This window comes from Nonomuraea fuscirosea (assembly GCF_035917475.1).
Classification (GTDB): domain Bacteria; phylum Actinomycetota; class Actinomycetes; order Streptosporangiales; family Streptosporangiaceae; genus Nonomuraea; species Nonomuraea fuscirosea.
On the sequence record NZ_CP109074.1, the window covers coordinates 8,130,893 to 8,151,400 of the forward strand.

General features: G+C 67.3%; 16 protein-coding genes and 1 pseudogene. 5 read left to right on the top strand and 12 right to left on the bottom strand.

The window, feature by feature from the left end; genetic code table 11:
- Nucleotides 1–58 precede the first annotated feature (58 nt).
- Nucleotides 59–1,159, bottom strand: coding sequence for a 23S rRNA (adenine(2503)-C(2))-methyltransferase RlmN (rlmN, locus tag OIE67_RS36880; protein ID WP_326629216.1), 1,101 nt, complete (start codon nucleotides 1,157–1,159; stop codon nucleotides 59–61).
- A 120-nt stretch (nucleotides 1,160–1,279) separates the two neighbouring features.
- On the opposite strand from rlmN, the gene OIE67_RS36885 reads away from it, so the two are divergent.
- Complete coding sequence (locus tag OIE67_RS36885) at nucleotides 1,280–2,299, top strand: suppressor of fused domain protein (protein WP_106251996.1); 1,020 nt, start codon at nucleotides 1,280–1,282, stop codon at nucleotides 2,297–2,299.
- Between the two features lie 12 nt (nucleotides 2,300–2,311).
- On the opposite strand, the gene OIE67_RS36890 is transcribed toward OIE67_RS36885, so the two are convergent.
- From OIE67_RS36890 to rpsB, 5 genes are all read right to left on the bottom strand, one after another.
- The gene (locus OIE67_RS36890) at nucleotides 2,312–3,151 is read right to left on the bottom strand and encodes a phosphatidate cytidylyltransferase (protein ID WP_181308687.1); all 840 of its coding nucleotides are present in this window, start codon (nucleotides 3,149–3,151) and stop codon (nucleotides 2,312–2,314) included.
- A 169-nt stretch (nucleotides 3,152–3,320) separates the two neighbouring features.
- Entirely contained in the window at nucleotides 3,321–3,878 is a 558-nt protein-coding gene (gene frr, locus OIE67_RS36895) for a ribosome recycling factor (RefSeq protein ID WP_106251995.1), read from the bottom strand.
- 43 nt (nucleotides 3,879–3,921) lie between these two features.
- Complete coding sequence (gene pyrH, locus OIE67_RS36900; RefSeq protein ID WP_219912434.1) at nucleotides 3,922–4,620, bottom strand: UMP kinase; 699 nt, start codon at nucleotides 4,618–4,620, stop codon at nucleotides 3,922–3,924.
- Nucleotides 4,621–4,765: 145 nt separating this feature from the next.
- On the bottom strand, nucleotides 4,766–5,599 hold the full coding sequence (gene tsf, locus OIE67_RS36905; protein WP_106251991.1) for a translation elongation factor Ts: 834 nt from the start codon (nucleotides 5,597–5,599) through the stop codon (nucleotides 4,766–4,768).
- 1,302 nt (nucleotides 5,600–6,901) lie between these two features.
- The gene (rpsB, locus tag OIE67_RS36910; protein WP_326629227.1) at nucleotides 6,902–7,870 is read right to left on the bottom strand and encodes a 30S ribosomal protein S2; all 969 of its coding nucleotides are present in this window, start codon (nucleotides 7,868–7,870) and stop codon (nucleotides 6,902–6,904) included.
- Nucleotides 7,871–8,689: 819 nt separating this feature from the next.
- On the opposite strand from rpsB, the gene OIE67_RS36915 reads away from it, so the two are divergent.
- Together OIE67_RS36915 and OIE67_RS36920 are read left to right on the top strand one after the other, a co-directional pair.
- A complete protein-coding gene (locus OIE67_RS36915) occupies nucleotides 8,690–8,851 on the top strand; it encodes a hypothetical protein (RefSeq protein ID WP_326629230.1) in 162 nt (53 codons plus the stop codon).
- 311 nt (nucleotides 8,852–9,162) lie between these two features.
- Entirely contained in the window at nucleotides 9,163–9,741 is a 579-nt protein-coding gene (locus tag OIE67_RS36920; RefSeq protein ID WP_326629232.1) for a dihydrofolate reductase family protein, read from the top strand.
- A gap of 723 nt (nucleotides 9,742–10,464) precedes the next feature.
- Here the strand turns inward: OIE67_RS36920 and OIE67_RS36925 are convergent.
- Nucleotides 10,465–10,764, bottom strand: coding sequence for a transposase (locus OIE67_RS36925; RefSeq protein ID WP_326629235.1), 300 nt, complete (start codon nucleotides 10,762–10,764; stop codon nucleotides 10,465–10,467).
- A gap of 234 nt (nucleotides 10,765–10,998) precedes the next feature.
- Entirely contained in the window at nucleotides 10,999–11,622 is a 624-nt protein-coding gene (locus OIE67_RS36930) for a metalloregulator ArsR/SmtB family transcription factor (protein WP_326629237.1), read from the bottom strand.
- A gap of 273 nt (nucleotides 11,623–11,895) precedes the next feature.
- Here OIE67_RS36930 and OIE67_RS36935 point away from each other — a divergent pair, with 273 nt between their 5' ends.
- Together OIE67_RS36935 and OIE67_RS55615 are read left to right on the top strand one after the other, a co-directional pair.
- A complete protein-coding gene (locus tag OIE67_RS36935) occupies nucleotides 11,896–13,125 on the top strand; it encodes an MFS transporter (protein WP_326629239.1) in 1,230 nt (409 codons plus the stop codon).
- Between the two features lie 197 nt (nucleotides 13,126–13,322).
- Nucleotides 13,323–13,817, top strand: a pseudogene (locus tag OIE67_RS55615) (M23 family metallopeptidase); the annotation flags it as partial.
- Between the two features lie 47 nt (nucleotides 13,818–13,864).
- Here OIE67_RS55615 and OIE67_RS36940 read toward each other — a convergent pair.
- From OIE67_RS36940 to OIE67_RS36955, 4 genes are all read right to left on the bottom strand, one after another.
- Nucleotides 13,865–14,500, bottom strand: coding sequence for a hypothetical protein (locus OIE67_RS36940; protein ID WP_326629242.1), 636 nt, complete (start codon nucleotides 14,498–14,500; stop codon nucleotides 13,865–13,867).
- 696 nt (nucleotides 14,501–15,196) lie between these two features.
- Nucleotides 15,197–16,093 carry a tyrosine recombinase XerC gene (locus tag OIE67_RS36945; protein ID WP_326629244.1) on the bottom strand — a complete coding sequence of 299 codons (897 nt, stop codon included), beginning with the start codon at nucleotides 16,091–16,093 and terminating at the stop codon, nucleotides 15,197–15,199.
- 668 nt (nucleotides 16,094–16,761) lie between these two features.
- Nucleotides 16,762–17,766 (bottom strand): DNA-processing protein DprA, encoded by a 1,005-nt coding sequence (gene dprA / locus OIE67_RS36950; RefSeq protein WP_326629246.1) that lies wholly within the window; start codon nucleotides 17,764–17,766, stop codon nucleotides 16,762–16,764.
- Nucleotides 17,767–17,927: 161 nt separating this feature from the next.
- Nucleotides 17,928–19,153 (bottom strand): IS3 family transposase gene (locus OIE67_RS36955; protein WP_326645367.1). Its coding sequence is split into 2 segments (ribosomal slippage): nucleotides 17,928–18,841 and nucleotides 18,841–19,153, totalling 1,227 coding nucleotides; the frame shifts between segments, so codons are not numbered across the junction.
- Nucleotides 19,154–20,508: the final 1,355 nt, after the last annotated feature.

The window sequence follows — 20,508 nt, forward strand, 5'->3', positions numbered from 1 at the left end:
GGTGATTCGGCGGCGATGATTCGGCGGCGGTTACTCGGCGGGGCTCATTCGGCGGCGGTTACTCGGCGGCGGCGAGCTGTCCGCAGGCGCCGTCGATCTCGCGTCCGCGCGTGTCCCTGACCGTCACCGGAACCCCATGGAACTCCAGCCGCCGCACGAACGCCCGCTCGTCCTCCGGCCGCGACGCCGTCCACTTCGACCCGGGGGTCGGGTTGAGCGGGATCAGGTTGACGTGCACCAGCTTGTTCTTGACCAGCTTGCCGAGCAGGTCGGCCCGCCATTCCTGGTCGTTGACGTCCTTGATGAGCGCGTACTCGATCGAGACCCGCCGCTTGGTCCGCGCCGCGTACGCCCAGGCGGCGTCGAGGACCTCGGCCACCTTCCACCGCGTGTTGATCGGCACCAGCGTGTCGCGCAGCTCGTCGTCGGGCGCGTGCAGCGACAGCGCCAGCGTGACCGGCAGCCCCTCGTCGGCGAGTTTGCCGATCGCGGGCACCAGCCCGACCGTGGACACGGTGACCCCGCGCGCCGAGATGCCGAGCCCGTGCGGCGAGGGCTCCACCATGCGGCGGACCGCGCCGATCACCTGCTTGTAGTTGGCCAGCGGCTCGCCCATGCCCATGAACACGACGTTGCTGACCCGCCCTGGCCCGCCGGGCACCTCGCCGGCGGCCAGCGCCCGCGCCCCGGAGACGACCTGCTCGACGATCTCGGCGGTGGACATGTTCCGGGTCAGACCGGCCTGCCCCGTGGCGCAGAACGGACAGTTCATGCCGCATCCGGCCTGCGACGACACGCACATCGTGACCCGGTCGGGATAACGCATGAGCACCGACTCGACCAGCGCCCCGTCGAACAGCCGCCACAGCGTCTTGCGCGTGGTGCCCCCGTCGGTGGTCATCTCCCTGACCGGCGTGAGCAGGTCAGGCAGCAGCGTGGCCAGCCTCTCCCTGGCCGCCGCGGGCAGGTCGGTCATCGCGTCGACGTCGGTGGTCAGCCGCTCGAAGTAGTGGCGCGAGAGCTGGTCGGCGCGGAAGGCCTTCTCGCCCAGCTCGGTGACCGCGGCCCGCCGGTCGGCCATCGACAGGTCGGCCAGGTGCCGGGCGGGCTTGGCCCGGCGCGGCGCGACGAAGGTGAGCTGGCCTGGAGGCTGGGACACGTTACTGCCTTTGCTTTGAGGGGTTGTCGACCAGGGTAATGAACGTTCGGATCGGAGGTGGCATTCCTGGTCACGTCATGGCTCGCGCGTTGGTCACCGCCCGATCTACAGTCATCTCGTATGGCGATTTTTCGGTCGGCATCTGGCGAGGGTGGCACCGAGGTCGTGCTCGCCGCCGGCAACCCGTACGGGAGCCGGACGCTCGTGGTCGAGCGGGACGAGGACTCCTCGGTAGCTTACCTGTGCTCACCCGACGGTGCGGTCCACGGCGCCGTCTGGCTGGCCAACCACCGCCCCGCCCCGGCCGTCGTCGACCTGGCCCGGATCAACGCCGGCCTGCCGCCGCTGATGCCCAGGCCCAACACCCTGCACCCCGGCGGCCGCCGCCCGCTCGGGCAGCTGAGCCCGCTGTGGTTCGAGGAGGGCGACGGCGTGGCGCTCTACGAGGACGACGATCTGCTCGCGGTCATCCCGGGCTGGGCCGACATGAACCGGGGCATGCCGGGCTACGCCCGCGACGCGGTGGGCGAGTCGCCGTTCGCGTGGGCGCTGTCGGAGGCGCTCGAAGGGCTGCGTCCCCGTATCTCCAACGCCCGGTCCTACTGGCGCTGGCGGCACAGCGAGGGGTCGTGGCCGTCGTTCCAGGAGTTCGTGATGGGGCACCTGGACCGGGTGCTGGGGCCGGCGGGCCGCTACTGGGACGCCAGCGGTGACCGGCTGCCCACCGTCGGCATCACCGAACGCCCTCCGGCGCACGATCGCGGCTTCACCGTGCTGTCCACGGTCGGGATGAGCTGCCAGCGCATGCCGACGGTGGAGCAGTGGATCGACAAGCCGGACGCGTACGCCAGGATCGAGCTGGCCGTGGCCACCCGTGAGGATCCGCGGGACGCGGCGCTGCTGCTGGTCTGGCTGTCGCAGTATCCGTGGCACTCGGTCACGTGGCTGGGCCACGGGCACACGGCTAAGTGGTATCACGAGCCTGCGACGTTCCCCCTGGGGCCGCAGTACTCGGGTGTTCTGATGCAGGCCAACCCACCCCACATGCCTGACATGTCTGGATTCGCGTTCGGCGGTGAGGCCGTACGGTGGCTCTGGCTCTCCCCCACCACCACAGCCACAGAAGCCCAGCACCCCTGACCCCCGCCGCCGTCAGAAGAAGATGGTCATCAACGCCCAGACCGGCACCAGCGTCGTCACCAGCGAATCCAGCCGATCCATCAGCCCGCCGTGCCCCGGCAGGATCGTCCCCAGGTCCTTGATGCCGAGATCCCGCTTGATCATCGACTCGATCAGGTCGCCCACGGTCGCCAGCACCGCCGCCAGCGCGCCGATCAGCGCCCCCTGCCAGATGTCGCCGCCGAGCAGCCAGGTCACCAGCCAGGCGCCCACCGCCGTGCACGCGACGATCGACCCGGCCAGCCCCTCCCAGGTCTTCTTCGGGCTGATCACCGTCAGCTGGTGCTTGCCGAACAGCACCCCCGCGATGTAGCCGCCGATGTCGCTCGCCACGGTCACCGCGATGAAGATCACCACGCGGTGGTCGCCGTCGCTCTCCTTCAGCAGCAGCGCCACGAACGCGGCCAGCATCGCGGGATAGAGGAGCGTGAGCACCGACGCCGACGCGTCGCGTACGTAACCGTCCGTGCCGTCGCTGAACATCCGCCAGATGAGCAGCACCAGCGCGGACAGCGCGAACGTGGCCAGCAACCAGACCGGCCCGCCCCAGTACGCCCCCGCGTGCATCGCGACCATGCCTGCCAGCACCGGCGCGGCCGGAACCTTGATGTCACGGGTGGCGAAGGCCTTGACCAGCTCCAGCACGCCCACGCCGACGGCCCCCGCCACCACCAGGAGGAACAGCTCCTTGATGGTGTAGACGGTGCCGATGACCAGCGCGCCCAGCACCACACCGACGGCGATCGCCGCGGGCAGGTTTCTTCCGGTACGGCTGCCGCCGCTCGAGCTGGTGCCAGCCGTACGTTCTTCCACTGAGTTCTCCAAGAGCCCACGGCCCCCGCCGTCGAAGCGAGGGCCGTAGTGCAGACCCGCTACGCTGCGGCGGCCCGTCCGACACGGTCCGCCCTGCGGCGGCCCGTCGCCGGCGCGGTCCGCCCCGCGGCGGCCGGTCGCGAACGTGGTCCGCCCTGCGGCGCGCCGCTCAGACTTCGAGCAGCTCGGTTTCCTTGTGCTTGAGCAGCTCGTCGATCTGGGCGACGTGCTTCTGGGTGAGGTCGTCGAGCTCCTTCTCAGCCCGCCGGACCTCGTCCTCGCCCGCCTCGCCGTCCTTGATCATCTTGTCGAGGACTTCCTTGGCGGAGCGGCGGATGTTGCGTACCGACACCTTGGCGTGCTCGCCCTTGTTCCTGGCGACCTTGATGTACTCCTTGCGACGCTCCTCGGACAGCTCGGGGAACGTCACCCGGATCACCTGACCGTCGTCGGTGGGGTTGACGCCGAGGTCGGAGTCGCGGATGGCCCGCTCGATCGCGCTCATCGAGCCCTTGTCGTACGGCTGGATGATGACCATGCGCGCCTCGGGCACGTGGAACGACGCCAACTGCTGGATCGGCGTCGGCGTGCCGTAGTACTCGGCGTTGATCTTGTTGAACATCGAGGGGGTGACCCGGCCCGTACGGATGCTCGCGAAGTCCTCCTTCGCGACCGAAACGGCCTTGTCCATCTTCTCCTCGGCTTCGAGGAGGGTTTCGTCGATCACAGCGGCTCCCTGTCTTCTAGCTGGCGGTCTCGGGCTCGCTCCGTCATTTGCCTGCGGGACTAACCAGCGTGCCGATTTTCTCACCGCGCACCGCTCGCAGGATGTTGCCTTCGCCCATGAGGTCGAAGACGACGATCGGCAGGTCGTTGTCCTTGCACAGGCTGATCGCGGTGGCGTCCATGACCGCGAGGTCGCGCAGCAGCACCTCGCCGTAGTCGAGATGGTCGAACCTGACCGCGTCGGGGTTCTTGCGGGGATCGGAGTCGTAGATCCCGTCCACCTGCGTGCCCTTGAGCAGCGCTTCCGCGCCGATCTCCAGGGCCCGCTGGGACGCCGCGGTGTCGGTGGAGAAGTAGGGCGAGCCGAGCCCGGCACCGAAGATGACCACGCGCCCCTTCTCGAGGTGCCTGATCGCGCGGCGTGGCAGGAACGGCTCGGCCACCTGCTGCATGGTGATGGCGGTCTGCACGCGCGTCTCCACGCCCCGCCGCTCCAGGAAGTCCTGCAGCGCCAGGCAGTTGATGACCGTGCCGAGCATCCCCATGTAGTCGGCCCTGGCGCGGTCGATGCCGCCCTGGGACAGGGTGGCGCCGCGGAACATGTTGCCACCGCCGACCACGACCGCGACCTGCACGCCCTCCTTGACCGCCTCGGCGATCGAATCGGCCAGGTGATCGACGATCACCGGATCGATGCCGAGGGGCTCGCTGCCGGCGAACGCCTCCCCTGACAGCTTCAGCATCACCCGCTTCCACCTGAGTGGACCCTGCGGGTTCGGAGATGGGGAAGCCGCCGTCCGTGTGGATTCATGGGCTGACTCCCGGTGGTCCTGCACGGCGGCGGCCTCCTTCATTCGGCGGATCTGTGAGCTGGCAGCTTGCCTAAGCCTAAGCCTGACCGACCTTGAATCGGACAAAGCCCAGCACCTCGACGCCATTCTCTTCGGCGTACTTGCCCACGCTCTTCTTGTTGTCCTTGACGAAGGCCTGCTGCAGCAGCGTGAAGTCCTTGTACCAGCCGTTCACGCGACCCTCGACGATCTTGCCGATGGCGGCCTCGGGCTTGCCCTCCTCACGGGTCATCTCCTCGAAGAGCTTGCGCTCCTTCTCGACGACCTCGGCGGGCACGGAAGCGGCCTTCAGGTACTGCGGAGCCATCGCGGCGGCGTGCTGCGCGACGTCCTTGGCGACCTCGGCGTTCGGCTTGTCCAGCTGGACCAGCACCCCGACCGCCGGCGGCAGCGCCGGGTCGGTCTTGTGCATGTACGCGCCGATGTAGCCGCCCTCCAGCACCGCGAAGCGCCGGATCTCGATCTTCTCACCCAGCGCGGCGTTGGCGGTGTCGAGGAGCTCCTTGACGGTCTTGCCGTCGACGGAGGACTCGAGCAGCGTCGCCACGTCGGCCGGCTTGCTCTCCAGGACGTGCGCGACGACCTGGGCGGCCAGCTCCTGGAAGCGCTCGCCCTTGGCCACGAAGTCCGTCTCGCAGTTGAGCTCGAGAAGCGCGGCAGCGGAGTCGCCGTCCTGCTTGAGCGCCACCAGGCCGTTGGACGCGGTACGGGCCTCACGCTTGCCCACGTCCTTGGCGCCCTTCAGGCGCAGCAGCTCGATGGCGCGGTCGAAGTCGCCCTCGGACTCCTCCAGCGCCTTCTTGCAGTCCATCATGCCGGCAGCGGTGATCTCGCGAAGCCGCTTGACGTCGGCCATGTTCACGGAAGCCATTGCTCTTTTTCCTTGTGGGATTTCGTCGTCGTCATCGTGGATGGGGCAGGTGCCGGGATCCGGCCTCCCACCCTCTGTTCGTACGGCAGGCGTATGCCGTACGGGAGCCTTGCCTTACTCGGGGCCCGGGTCGGCCCGGCCTCGCTGCTGCTTCGCTCGGCATACTGCCCAGCCTCGCCTCGGCTTACCACCTCAGCTCAGCACCGCCTCACATCAGCCACAGAACCTGCGCCACCGACCTCAGCCGACCACACAAGACGTGCGCGACCAACCTCGGCCGACCACGCATCCGTGCGGAACCGACCGCGGCCGATCACACAGAACGTGCAGGACCGACCGCGGCTGATCGCACAGAACGTGCAGAACCGACTTCGGCTGATCGCACAGAACGTGTGCGAACGAACCTCAGCCGACCGCACAACCTGCACCGACCTACTCCGGCCGACTGCAGACCCTGCGCGAACCGACCACCATCAGTCGCTCAGCTTCAGCACCCTCAGCCCTGGCCAACCTGTACTTCAGCCAACCTCAGCTTCGGCAGCCGCGGCCAAGCTCAGCCAACCCGGCTCTACCAGCGGCAGAACCAGAGCCAACCGACCTCGTACCGACACCAGCTTTGAACCGACACCGACCTTGAACCGACACCGACCCTGAAAGCCAGTGCCCGCCCTAAGCCGGCACCCGACTCGGAGCCGATGTGCCCGACCTCGAGTCAGCGCCCCGGCCCCAAGCCGACATCCGACCTCGAGCCAGCACCCGACTCCGAGCCGGTTTCCCTGCCCCAAGCCAGCACCCGGCTCTAAGCCGACGTTCCGGCCCTAAGCCAGCACCCGGCCTTGGGCTGATGTCCCAACCCCAAGCCGACACCTGACCTTAGGCGGGTGTCCGCCCCTGAGCCGACACCGGACCTTCGAGCCGGTGTCCCGGCCTCAAGCCGACACCTGACCTTGGGTCGATGTCCCGGCTCCAAGTCAGTACCCGACCTTGGGCCAGTGTCCGCCCTGAGCTGGCGTCCGGCGCTAGACCGGTGCCCAACTCAAGCCGACACAACACCCGGCCTGGCCCGGCCCTCAGCCGACATCCAGCCTTAGCTGACATCCAGCCTTAGCCCGGCGCTCCCAGCCTCAACCTCAGACCGGCGTTCCCAGCCTCGGACCGGCGCCTGCCGACCTTCCGACCGGTAACCGTCCGTCCAAGAGGCCGGAAGCTCTCGCCTGCCAACCCGCATGCGTGCCCCGAAGAGGGCGGGGACGTCAGAAGTCGTGCCCCGCCCTTACCAAGGCCTCAGCTTCGGCCTCAGCCTCAGGCCTGCGGCTGCGCGTTCTCGCCCTCGGCGGCGGCCTCAGCCGGAGCCTCCTCGGCCGGAGCAGCCTCGGCCGGAGCAGCCTCGGCGGCAACGGCCTCGGGAGCAGCGGCCTCAGCAGCGGGAGCCTCCTCGGCGGCGGCCTCAGGAGCAGCCGGCTCAGCCGGCGCGGCCTCGTCAGCCGCACGCTCAGGGGTGCCCTGCTCGATGAGCTCGCGCTCCCACTCGGCCAGCGGCTCGGCGGCGGCCGGCTTCTCGTCACCGCGAGCGGCGCCGGAGCGAGCCATCAGACCGGCCGCGACACCGTCGGCGACGACCCTGGTCAGCAGGCCGACGGCGCGGATGGCGTCGTCGTTGCCCGGGATCGGATAGTCGACCTCGTCGGGGTCGCAGTTGGTGTCGAGGATCGCGACGACAGGGATGCCAAGCTTCTTGGCCTCACTGATCGCGATGTGCTCCTTCTTGGTGTCGACGACCCACACCGCGCTGGGCACGCGACCCATGTCACGGATGCCGCCGAGCGTACGCTCGAGCTTGTCCTTCTCGCGACGGCGCATCAGGAGCTCCTTCTTGGTGAGCCCCGAGGCCGCGACGTTGTCGAAGTCGAGCTCCTCGAGCTCCTTCAGACGCTGCAGCCTCTTGTGCACGGTGGAGAAGTTGGTGAGCATGCCACCCAGCCAACGCTGGTTGACGTACGGCATGCCGACCCGCGCGGCCTGCTCGGAGATGGCCTCCTGAGCCTGCTTCTTCGTGCCGATGAAGAGAATCGTGCCGCCGTGGGCGACCGTCTCCTTCACGAAGTCGTAGGCCCGGTCGATGTACGACAGAGACTTCTGCAGGTCGATGATGTAAATGCCGTTGCGCTCGGTGAAGATGAAACGCTTCATCTTCGGGTTCCAGCGCCGGGTCTGGTGCCCGAAGTGAACGCCACTCTCAAGCAGCTGTCGCATGGTGACGACGGGGGCCATGTTCTGGTCCTCCAGGTCTGGGCGCCCTGCGGATGGGCGCGGTTCTCGGTTATGCCGCAGCAGCACGTTGTCTGCCGCCCTGATGCCCCGAACCCGCTCCCGCCGGGCACATGGCCCGGACCGATGGCGCGGTCCGCAATGGGGCATGCGAAGTCGGCCTGTGGTCACAGGCCACCGAAAAGTCTACCTCCCACACCACCCCAGGCTGACCGTCTGCGGTCAACCAGACATTCCGCTCCTCCGCCACCCACCACTCACCAACCCCCCAGCCCCAAATCGCCCACCCCACCCACAACGCCCACCGCACCTCCCATTCCCCCAGTCCCACCCCACCCATAACGCCCACCCACCACAGGCATACGACCCGCCTCACCCCAACAGAACCGCACCTCCCATTCCCCCAGTCCCACCCCACCCCACCCATAACGCCCACCCACCACACGGCCATACGATCCGCCTCACCCCACAGAACCGCACCTCCCATTCCCCCAGTCCCACCGCACCCAGGACCCCCTCACCCACTCGACCCGCAACGCCCATTCCACCCACCCCATCCACAACGCTCACCTGCCACAGAGCACACGACTCACCTCACCCACAGGACCCGTACCGCCCGCACCGCCAGCACCGCCAGCACCGCCAGCACCGCCCGCCCAGGCACCTACGCCTCCACACATCCACACGGACCCTCACCCCTGCCCACGGACCAGCCACTCCACCCGACCTAACACGTCCAGGCAGAACCTACAGAGGCCCAAACAAACCCTTGATCGTCACCACCTGCGGTCGAAGGCCGAACTCGGCGCGCCCCGGCTGCGGATGACGGAGCGTCCGCCACTGGTCGCCGTCGAGATCGACCTGCGCAGTCTGGACGACCCCGACCACCTGGCCGCGGAGTTCCTGGTCACGGTGATCCATCGCATTCTCGGCTGGGTCACCGGCCGGCGCATCGTTCTCCGCCCCTTTCCCAGCCCGCCATAACCCCACCACACGCACCTTCACAACCACCTGTCCGTGCTCAAGCCCTGCCTCCTCACCTGCCCTGCCCCCCTTGTCCAACGGTCTTGCCGCCGACCCACAACCCGCCCCACTTCCCCAGCAGAAACCGCCCCCGCTACGTCCAACCTCCGACGACCACACTCAACAGCGGGCAGCCGGCCAATCCGCTCGGCAAGCCACCGAACTACACGACTCCAACAACTTCACGACAGCGCGACTCCAACATCGATGAGTTTCACCCAGGTCGCCGGTCTGTCTTCATATACCGATCACCCACGCCGCAGGAGGCCATCATGACCGCCACCTACACCTTCGACGTCTTCACCAGCCTCGACGGCTTCGGCGCCGCCAGTGGCGACTGGACCGGCTACTGGGGCAAGCAAGGTCCCGAACTGCTTGACCACCGCCTCTCCCTGTACGAGGAGGAGCAGCGGATGGTCTTCGGGGCCAACACGTTCCGGGCGTTCACACAGATGCTGGCCACGAGCACCGAGGAGTCCGAGGTCCGTGACCCTTGGGTGACCCGCATGACGAATCTGCCGGCGACCGTGGTGTCGACCACGCTGAAAGGCCCCCTCGACTGGCGCGACGCGACCTTGGTGAGCGGCGACGCCGTCGACATCGTCGCCCAGATGAAGGAGGAGTCCGAGGTGCCGTTGCGCTCGCACGGCAGCCTGTCGCTGAACCGGGCGCTGATGGCCGCCGGCCTGGTCGACCGCATCCAGGTGACCATCTTCCCAGTGATCACCGGTCAGACCGGACTGGACCCGATCTTCCAAGGCGCGGCCGACTTCGACCTAGAACTGATCGAGAGCAGAACCCTCGACGGCCACACCCAAGAACTCATCTACCGCCCCACTCTGCACGCCTGACCCCACCCACAGACCTTCACCCTCGTCGAACAACCGACCCAACCCCGTTGCCCGACATGCGAACCACGCAGCCATGGCACGCCCCCGGCCAGCCGACCGCCTCACGATCAGTCGACAGTGATCGAACGCCTCGGGGTCCCGGAACTGCCGCGGACCCCGGCGCCGAACCGCCCAAAGAGCGAATTCTTACGAAATGTCACTGCGACCAGGACAACCGGAAAGCGACAGCTTGCCGCTCGCTCAGCATGTGATCGTCGATCACCACAGGTAGCCGACCGTCAGCGCCCCCGCCTTCAGCCCTTCCCTTTTCTCCGAGCACCCCCGGACGATCAACCCCCCGCCGCTACTACTAAGTCGCCGCACCTGCCTGCCCACCACCGCCATGGCGTCCGTCAAAGCGGAGCAACCGCACCCGCCGCCGGCCGCACGGCTCACCCTCCCGCTGCAAACTGTGCTCCGCTCATCGCCGTCACGAGATCCCGGACGATGCCGTGGAATGCACCCGCGGTGCGCCTTAGCTACCCCAGGAGCACCCGTGGACCTGGGCGATCTATTCGGCCAGCTCGCCATCGCGCACCGCCCCCGGTCCAGGGGCGGCATTACGGCGTGCGTAGAAGACAGCACGGGAGCCTCCCAGCAACTCACACGGCCGCTTGACGCCGTGACCGCCCTGCTTCTCCGCCTCAAAGAACGCTTCTCCGCCTCGATTGAACGGGTGCACGCTCACCGGGTCTCCTTATCGAAGAAGACCGTCGCCCGCTTGAGAACGTCGACATCCTCACGCAGCCGCCGGTTCTCCCGCCGCAGCGCCGCCAGCTCCTCCCGCTCGCTACTGGTCAGCCCCTCACGCCGCCCGGCATCAACCTCGGCCTGACGCACCCACTGCCGCACCAGGGTCTCGGTCAGATCGAACTCCTCGACCACCTGCCCAACCGAGCGATCACCACGCCGGCACAACTCGACGATCTCAGCTTTGAACTCCGGCGTGAACGAACGGCGAGGACGCGCCTTCTTCTTCCCCATGCTCTCCGTCATGGACGCCCTTCCGCGGACGAACCCCTTGTCAACGGCGTCTGAAATGGACCCAGCGGACGCTCGGGTTCTAGCGCTTGTCGCAACACACCTGATCTCGGATGCCCGTCAAAGCGGATCAAGCCCACACTCACCCATTCCCGCTGGACTCCCCACGCTCTGCCGAAGCCAGGCGCACCCCACACCGACCCCTTACACCCCACACTCCACACGGGGCCGCGTACCTCACTTACCTCCAGCCGCACCGTGGTCTTCGGTGGGCAGCCCCGGCACCGCCCTAGCCACCACCGGGAACAGATTGACCTGAGCCTCAGCCACTCGGGCCCCCTTCGGTGCGACCCCTTCACGCCGGCGCTGCACCACGAAAGGTTCGATCAACTTCCCGATCTCCCGGTTCAACTGGGCGAGCTCCTCGGCATCGACCCTGATCCGGTAACGACCGAACAGGGTCGCATCGCGCCACTCCTCGGGCTCCTGATCGATGTTCGCCAGCGCCCGTTCAGCCTCCTCGTTGGCCTCCCGGCGGAACGCCGTGATCAACGTGACCTTGGCCTCCCGGACATCAGGCTGATCATCAGGCTGCACCCCCACGCTGACCGGCTTGCCCACCGCCTTCCAGAGCCGCTCCCTGCCATCCCCCCTCGGCGGTGCGTCCTCCACGAACCCGTACTTGGCCAGCATCCGCAGGTGATAACTGGCGGCGCTGGGAGTGATCCCCGCGATCTCCGCCACCTCGGTGGCGGTGGCGCTGCCCTCCACGTTCAGCCTGTTGAGGATCATCAATCTCGCCGGATGAGCCAGCGCCCGCATCGCTTTGGGATCACTGAGCCCTTCACCGTGCCGCGTCATGTGCCAACGGTACTCAACATCGGACGTGAAGCATTGCTTTCATAACTGTGAAGGGATATCTTCATAATCATGAAGCGTTCCCTTCACAGTTTGGCCGACGCCACCCTCACCCGCCATCCCCACTCGCATCAGCCTGGACATCATGAGGCCAGTAGCATCCCTGACCTCACCGAACCCCCGGCCACGCCCTCCGGATGCACCGAGACCGGAGAGGCAGGCATTAGCCGACCCGACCCTCCGACCACCGCTGAGAATGCTCCCCTGCCAACCCCCTTGAGGAAGCAACGCGACTATCGCCTGCTTTGGACCGCCCGAACGATCTCCATCACCGGCTCAGAAGTGTCGAAGCTGGCCATCCCGCTGACCGCTGTCACCCTGTTGACCGCTTCCCCATCCCAGATGGGCATGTTGACCGCCGCCGCCTCGGTGCCCGCTCTCGCGTTCGGCCTCCAGTCGGGCGCCATCGCCGACCGGCTCACCCGTCATCGCCCGATGATGATCGCTTGCGAACTCGTCTCATGTGCTGCCGCAGCCACGATCCCGCTCGCCTGGCTGCTCGGCGTGCTGAACGTCGTCTGGCTGATCGTCGTGGCCCTCGTGATCGGTACGGCCGGCGTGCTCTTCAAAGCGGCGAACTTCCCCCACATCGCGGCCGTAGTCCCCACGGCCCAGCGCACGGAGGCGATGGCCGGCTTCCACGCCTCGTATTCCGTCGCATCAGTCAGCGGCCCCGGCTTGGCAGGCCTCCTGGTGCAGCTCCTCACGGCACCCTTGGCCGTACTGGCGGAAGCTCTGTCGTTCCTGACCTCGGCCCTACTGCTCCGCTCCATCCGAACCCCGGAGAAGAACACCGCCACGACCTCGCGAGGCATGTGGCAGGACGTCATGGAAGGCCTGAAGGCCAGCGTCACCCATCCGATACTCCGCGCGCTCCTGGGCGCGGGCGTCACGATCAACTTCTTCGCCATGGCGTACACGGCCGTCTACATGCTCTACATGCTGAACACGCTTGACATCCCCAAAAGCCTTATCGGTGTCCTCATCGCCCTGGGCGGCGCCGGCGGCCTGCTCGGCGCATGGACAACGGCCCGCCTGTCCAAGCGCTACGGCGAGGACCGCGTCCTCATCATCGCCGTGATCTTCTTCCCCATGGAGATCCTCACGGTGGGTCTGCTGAACGGCTCTCTTTGGTGGAAGATCTCGATCCTCGTCCTGACAGGCACGATCACCGGCGGCATCGTCGTCGCCTTCGCCACTTGCATGGGTGCGATCATCCTCCGGGAGACGTCCCCGGAGCTCCGTGGCCGGGTCAACGCCACCATGACCTTCGCCGTTCAAGGCGTACTGGCCCTGGGCGGCCTCGCCGGCGGTCTGGTCGCCGAACTCATCGGCTTGCGCCCTGTCATCCTCATCTGCGCCGCGGGCATCGCTCTGAGCACCGTCTGGATCTGGACGTCACCTCTACGTCCGCACCGCGCCAACCATCGTCCCCGGACCACGTAACCGCAGTGTCACCAGGCGTGTAGCCCACGAACCACTTGATCGAGTCGACCCGCCGTCCCGCGGCAGGCGTCCCCATCATGCCTCACCCTCACCATCCCGCAACCGCGTTATCCACAGGCGCCCGTCCGCTGCGCCCTCTATCCACAGAACGACGTTCACCACCTCGCGACCCAAGGCAACCCCGCCAAACTCCCCGCATGAACGTCAACACGACCTGCCCCGTCCCACCCATCTCTCCAGCTTCCACCTCTCGCCCGCTGGTGCACGCTGATCCGCGACCACACCCTCACCCCCGAACGAGACCGGCACTGCTCAGAGCCGCCATCGTGGCCACACTCATCTCCGCGACCCTGATCCTCCCCATCCTCACTCCCCCAGCCAGAGCCTCTCCGACCCCCTGGCGCTGGCCTCTGGACGGACACCCCAGGCTCGTGCGCCGCTTCACCCCACCTCCAGAGCCCTGGCTCGCCGGTCACCGAGGCATCGACCTGGCCGCCCCCGTATCCGCCCCCGTCCTGGCCTCAGGCTCAGGCACGATCCGCTTCGCCGGCCCAGTCGCCGGAAAGGGCGTGATCGCCATAGATCACCCAGACGGCCTCCGTACGACCTACCTCCCCGTCACAGCATCCGTACACCGCGGCCAACCCATCGCAGCAGGCGCCCAGATCGGTACCCTCGAAGACTCGAAGACCCACTGCCCGGAGTCATGCCTGCACTGGGGCCTCCTCCGCGACACCCGCTACCTCAACCCTCTCGCCCTTCTAGGCCAAGCCCCCATCCGCCTCCTCCCTTTCTGGCCCCGATCCACGACCAAGACACACGACCCCCAGCATCCACCCTCAGCCCAAACCATGCTTTCCCCGCTTACAGCACCCCCCTCGCACGCCCTCCCCCACTCAAAACCAGCCCCGCCCCCACACTCGCAAACACCGCTCCACCCCTCGGCAGCCTCACTCCCACAATCCGCAGCACACCTCTCAACCCCAATTCCACAGATAGGAACACCGCCCTTCCCACGCGGAACCCCAACGCAACCGCCATCGATAGATCCACCAACCCTGTTCCTGACCTCGTCCCCCGCGACACCAGGCATCAGCCTCCTGACCATGGCACTCGCCCCGTTCATTCGCACCACCGTCCCAGCGAACACCACCCCCGGTACGACCACAGAGACGTTCCAGAACCCGGCCGCCCAAGCTGGCCTGACCACAACCACAAGCACTGACACCGACACCGACACCGACACCGACACCGACACCGACACCGACACCGACAAGATCATCGCAACCGCCGACACCATCACCAGCACCAGCGCGGCCGCGAGCACAAATACGACCACCGCCACGATCGTCAGCACCACCACAACAGCGACCATGAACGCCACCACCTCCGGCGCTGGCCTTAGCTCTGGCCCTGGCCCTGGCCCTGGCCCTGGCCCTGGCCCTGGCCCTGGCCGCGACAGCATCAGTGACGGCTACGGCGAGAGCGAGAGCGAGAGCGACAAAAGTGCTACCACCGCAGGCAAAGGCTCGCTACCCGCCAGCCATCGCCCCACATCCCCAATCCAATCCCTGCTGCACGCAGCCTCAACCCAGCTGACCTCTGCCTCCACAATCGGCGTCGGCGTACTTCTGGGAGCCGTGCTCCTCCTGCTCGCCACCGCCTCGCGCAGCACACACCGCAGACGCAACAAGCGTCGAGCCAGAACGCCTCAGCACGGCCCAGCGCGAGGTCAGCACCGTAAAGGACGACGTCGCCGCCGAAATGCAGCTCCCCGACGCCGTCTTCCTCCGAGCTGACCGACGATCCGTTCGACATCAACCGCCGGTACCGTACCCGCTCGATCAATGGCCCTTCGCCATCTCTACAACCCCGTCCCCACCGACCTAAGGGCTGGTGAGCCTGGAACGGCCACCTACTGACTGAGAGCGCCTCGCGTCATCGCGTCAGGTGCATTGATCAGACCGACCAAGTAAGACCCGTAGCCGTACTCGCGCATCGACCCGCGGGGCGTCGACCCACGTCGTACGGGCACACGTCCGCCCGCCCTCATCCCTACCGAATCCATCGGTCAAGCCCGAGGATGCGCCTGCCGATACGCCGCCCGCAGCCGTTCGATCGATACATGCGTGTAGATCTGGGTGGTGTTCAAGGACGCGTGCCCAAGCAGTTCCTGCACGCTGCGAAGGTCGGCACCGCCCTCAAGAAGATGCGTCGCCGCACTGTGCCGCAACCCATGCGGCCCCAGATCGGGCGCGCCCTCTACTTGCGCCAGCCGCGCGTGCACCACTCGCCGTACGGTGCCCGCGTCGATACGCCCACCCCGAACCCCCAGGAAGAGAGCCGGCCCGCTTCCAGCCTTCATCCACAACGGCCGCCCGTGGATGCACCACCGATCCAACGCGCGTAGAGCAGGAAGCCCGAACGGCACCGTACGCTCCTTGCGCCCTTTGCCCATCACCCTGACGACGTTCCGCTCACGGTCGACATCGTCAACGTCCAGTGCGCAAAGTTCACTCACCCGCACGCCCGTGGCATACAACAACTCAAGAAGCGCCTGATCCCGCAGATCCTTGGGGTCTCCGCTGGAGGTGGCGTCCAAGGCCGCTTCTGCCTGCCGCTGATCGAGTACGGCGGGCAGCGGCCTGGGCGCCTTGGCGCTCCCCAGCAGCAGCCCAGGATCCGTCGACAACCAGCCGCGGCGATGGCAGTACGCGGTGAAGGTACGAGCACAAGCCGTCTTGCGCGCCAGCGTGGCCCGCGCCTTTCCCGCCGCATGCTGCCCGGCCAGCCACTCCCTCAGCGACCCGATATCGAGCCCTTCCAGCGCTCCGTGCGTGTGATCGAGCAAGGAGTTGACGTCGGTCAAGTACGCCCGGACCGTGTGCGGCGAAAGATCACGCTCAAGCCACAAATAACGCCCGAACTCGATCACCACTTCTTCCCTGTCCACGCCCACCTCGTCCACGCCCACATCACTCTCCGATCACGGTCTGACCGCGCCCGTCCCCTCGAACGTCCACCGCACGCCACACCCACCGCCATTCAAGACGCTCACTCTTCCGGCCACTCGCCCACCCATACCCACCACACCTCCCACCTCCAACCCACGAACCCGGTCATGTCCGCCTCGCCACCCCGGCCCGACCAAACCCACTCACACTCCCCATCTTCGTCGTAACGCTCGCTTGACAGGGTCGACAAAGTAGGAGCCACCGATGTGCGTTCTGCCTTACCCGCGACCAGTCGGAAGCCACACTGTGGTTGCGGCCATCGTTGTGCTCTCCGGTCTCGTCAGGGCCCTCCAAGGATCAAACGGTGGCCGTCACCATCTCACGGCTCCATGTTTGTGAGCAGGGCAAAGTGGTGCGCCACTTCCGTCGGCGTAACCCGTCGTGTGATGCTGTTGTCGCGCGTCGGGACTGTATGGAGTTGATCGCACGCCTTCACCGCGGCGGATTGGCCTGTCCTGGCAGCCCTGCATCGCCTGCACCGTTTGCTACGCCATCGGCCGAGGCTTCCTTCGCTGATGACGCAGGTCTTCAGCCTCCTGTTCGCGGGACTGCCTGGGCCTCACCTGGTACTTGGTGTTGTGCGTACGTGATCGCCCTCGTTAATCGGGCGACCCTGCGGCGGTTACGGGAAGTCCTCCGGGAAGGGTGGGATTTCCGCGGGGTCGGGCTCGGGGGCGGGGGGTGGTTCGAGGGCGGTGGAGTCGGGGGCTCTGCGGTACGCGGTTTGTTGTTTGCGGAGGCGCCAGCCCTTGGTGCTTCGTTCGACGTAGCCTGCGGCGGCCAGGCCGCCCAAGGCGCTCAACGCCGTGTCCAGGCCGACCCCGGCCGCTACCGCGATCGATGCCGGCCCTGCGCCGCCTCGGGTGGGTACCGCGTCCAGGACTCGTTTCGTCGACTCGTTGAGCTTGTCTCTGGGAACAGCGGGAGCTCTCGTCTGTGGTGTCAGGTCGTCGCCCAGCACGCCTACGAGTTCGATCATGTCCTCCGGTGAGGTGACGCACACCGCCTTGCGTTCGCGGAGGAGTCTGTGGCAGCCGGCGGACATGCTCGACGTGATCGGGCCCGGCACCGCACCGAGGTGCCTGGTGAGGGTCAGGGCGTGGGTGGCCGTGTTGAGGGCGCCGCTGCGGAGAGCCGCTTCGACGACCACCGTGCCTCGCGACAGGGCGGCTATCAGGCGGTTCCTGATGAGGAAGCGGGCTCGGGTCGGATGGACGCCGGGGGGGCACTCGCTGATCAGGACCCCCTGCTGCCCGACAGCCGCGAACAAAGCCTCGTGGCTGCTCGGATAGCAGACGTCCACACCGCAGGCGAGGACCACGACCGTCGGCGCACCGGCGGCCAGCGCTCCCTTGTGCGCGGCTCCGTCCACACCGAACGCTCCGCCTGACACGACGGTCCAGCCCGACTCGCTCAAGCCGACACCGAACTCCGCCGCGACGTGAGAACCGTACGACGTGGCGGCTCTGGCTCCTACTACGGCCACCGATTTGAGGCACGAGAAGCGGAGGTCCGCGGTGCCGTAAGCCCAGAGCGCCAGGGGACGGCCCGCTCCGAGCTGGTCCAACTGCGTCGGCCACTCCGAGTCGCCCGGGATGATCAGCCTGGCTCCGAAACTCTTCCCCATCTCGACATCCGCTGCGGGGTTGGAGGCCGCCAGGCGGGCGTACCAGGTGTTCAGGCGTACTGTGAGGTCGGGTGGGCGTGCTTGCTCGGCTTCTCGGGCGGTGAACTCCGGTGGCAAGGTCCGGGAGCGGGGGGCTTCCCCCATGAACGCGAACACCAATTTCAGGCGGCAGGCCCCAGACTATCTGCCATCATCTCGTAGGCGATCGGGCTGAGTTGGCCGAGGCGGGAGTGCCGTCGGACCGTGTTGTAGCGGGTGATCCAGCGGAACACGGCCAGGCGGGCGGTCCGGGCGTCGGGCCAGTGGTGCGCACCCTGCAACGTCTCGCGTTTGAGGGTGGCATTGAAGGACTCGGCCAGCGCGTTGTCGGCGCTGGTGCCGACCGCGCCGCGCGAGCGGGTGACGCCGAGCTGGCGGCAGGCCCGGGCGAACTCCCGCGAACAGTACTGCGCCCCGTTGTCGCTGTGAAAAACCGCGCCGTCCAGGCGGCCGCCCCGGGTATGCGCGGCTGCCTGCAGCGCGTCGATGACGAGCTCGGTGCGCATGTGGCCGGCGATCGACCAGCCTGCCAGCCGGCGCGAATACAGATCCACGACCGTGGCCAAGTACAGGAAACGGCCGCCGCCGACGGGCAGATACGTGATGTCGCCGACGTAGCGGGTGTTCGGCTGCGCGGCGGTGAAGTCGCGCTGGATCACGTCCGGCACCGGGGCCGCGTCCGGCTCCGGGATGGTGGTGCGGATCTTCTTGCGCAGCCGTAGCCCGGCGATGCCGTGCTCGCGCATCACCCGTTCCACCCGCTTGTGGTTGACCTTCATCCCTGCTGCGCGCAGCTCGGCCGTCATCCGGGGCGAGCCGTAGGTGCCGTCGTGCTCGGCGTGGATTCGCTGCATCCGCTCGGCCAATTGCGCGTCGGCCTGGCGGCGGGCCAGCCGTGCCACAGCGCCCTTGAGCCACCGGTAGAAGCCCGAGCGAGACACCTGCAGCACCCGGCACAACCGCTTCACCCCGTAGAGCGCCTTGTGATCCTCAACGAACTGGAAGCGGTTCACCAGTTCGTCTCGCCCGCGAAAAGCTTGGCCGCCTTGCGCAGGATGTCCCGCTCTTGCTCCAGCTCCCGGATCCGCGCCTTGAGCTGCTTGTTCTCCTCTTCTAGCACGTCGTCCGAGGGTACGTGCCCGCCCGACGCGGCCTTACCTGCCGGGGCCGCGCCGGCTCCACGTTGTCCGCCTTCGCCCCTGGCCTGCGCGGCGCGCACCCAGACTCGCAGCGTCTCGCGGCTGACTCCGAGGTCCCTCGCGATCGACGTGATCGTCCGGTCCGGCCTCGACAACACCAACGCCACCGCGTCGGCCTTGAACTCGGGCGGGTAGTTCTTCATCACCATCAGTGACATCTCTTCCCCTGGATCTCAAGATCCAGTCTCCGAGGTGTCCTCGTTCAAGGGGGAATGCCCCGGATCGCCCTCACGGCCTGCTGGGCACCGTGCTGGTCTACCAGGCGGCCCATCACGGGGTCGCCTACGTCGGCGGCTCGCATGAGGGCGGCTCGGGCTTCGGCCTCGCCTTGGGCTGTTGCAGCGATGATGACGGGGACGACATGTTCATCTGTGGCGCTCGGGGCTCTCGCTTCTGCGGCGACGGTGAGGGTGAGGGCGTTCTGAGGGGCTCCGGCATGTTCGGAAGTTCCCGGTGTTTTCTGGTCCTCCGGCGAGGTTTCATCGGACTCACGAGATCTGTCAATTTCGAACAATCCAGACTCTTCGGCGGCCAGGGCTGTCCCATCTGGGCGGCCAGGGACTGCAGCAGGCGTCCCAGTGCCGGTCGACGCCTCCCATGTCTTGGAGGTGCAGGAGGGCCTGGAGATGCTGTAGGGCCTGCACGGGCTAGAAGAGCTAATCGGGCTAGAGGACCTGGAAGGGCTGGAAGGGCTGGAAGGGCTGGAAGGGCTGGAAGGGCTGGAAGGGCTGGAAGGGCTGGAAGGGCTGGAAGGGCTGGAAGGGCTGGAAGGGCCAGGTGCTTCCAGGGAACCGTAGACCCCTGGAGGAACAGTCGAAGTGGTAGGAGCTGTCCTGGTTTCGATCCGCCCGGGAGAGTGCGAGGGCCCGCTGTCGACTGTCCGGCTGTCGGCCGTGCCGCTGCCGTCCTGCGCTTGCGCGTGGTTCGCTGTCGCGCGGCTTTCCGACGCTGTCTCGATGCTGATCTCCATCACAGGCTTGGCCTCCCTGTCAGTCCCGTCTTCGCTGCGAGGTCTGGTCTCCTTCCAGGCCTCATGCGGTAGAGGGCTTCTGTCCGGACTTTGTCGCGCTCGGTGGATATGACTGGTCCGGTGATGGCCGCGCCTGTGGATGTAGCAGCCGCAGGAGTCGCAGGGTTGACGCGCATGACGTTTGTGAGGTGTTGAAGGGGCGCAACCGGTCTGACCGGCGTACCGGACGCAATTAGCGCCCCAGGTCTGACTGGCTTATCGGACGTGACCGGCCTGCCGAATCCGACCGCCCTACCGGATGCGACCGGTGTGATGCGTGCGACGAGCCGGAAGGGCTCGGGGGGCGTCGTAGGTCCGGTGCGTGCCAGGAGTGAGAGGGGCGTGTTCGGGGTGGCAGCTTGGTGTGGCGCTGGGCGTGTGGTGATCATGGCAAGGCTCCGGGTTGCGGATCGGGCGGTACGGGACGTGCAGGGGTCATAGGTCGGGGCTCCGGCCTGCCGCTAGGCAAAGTGCAGTCAGGGTTCCGGCCGGTCG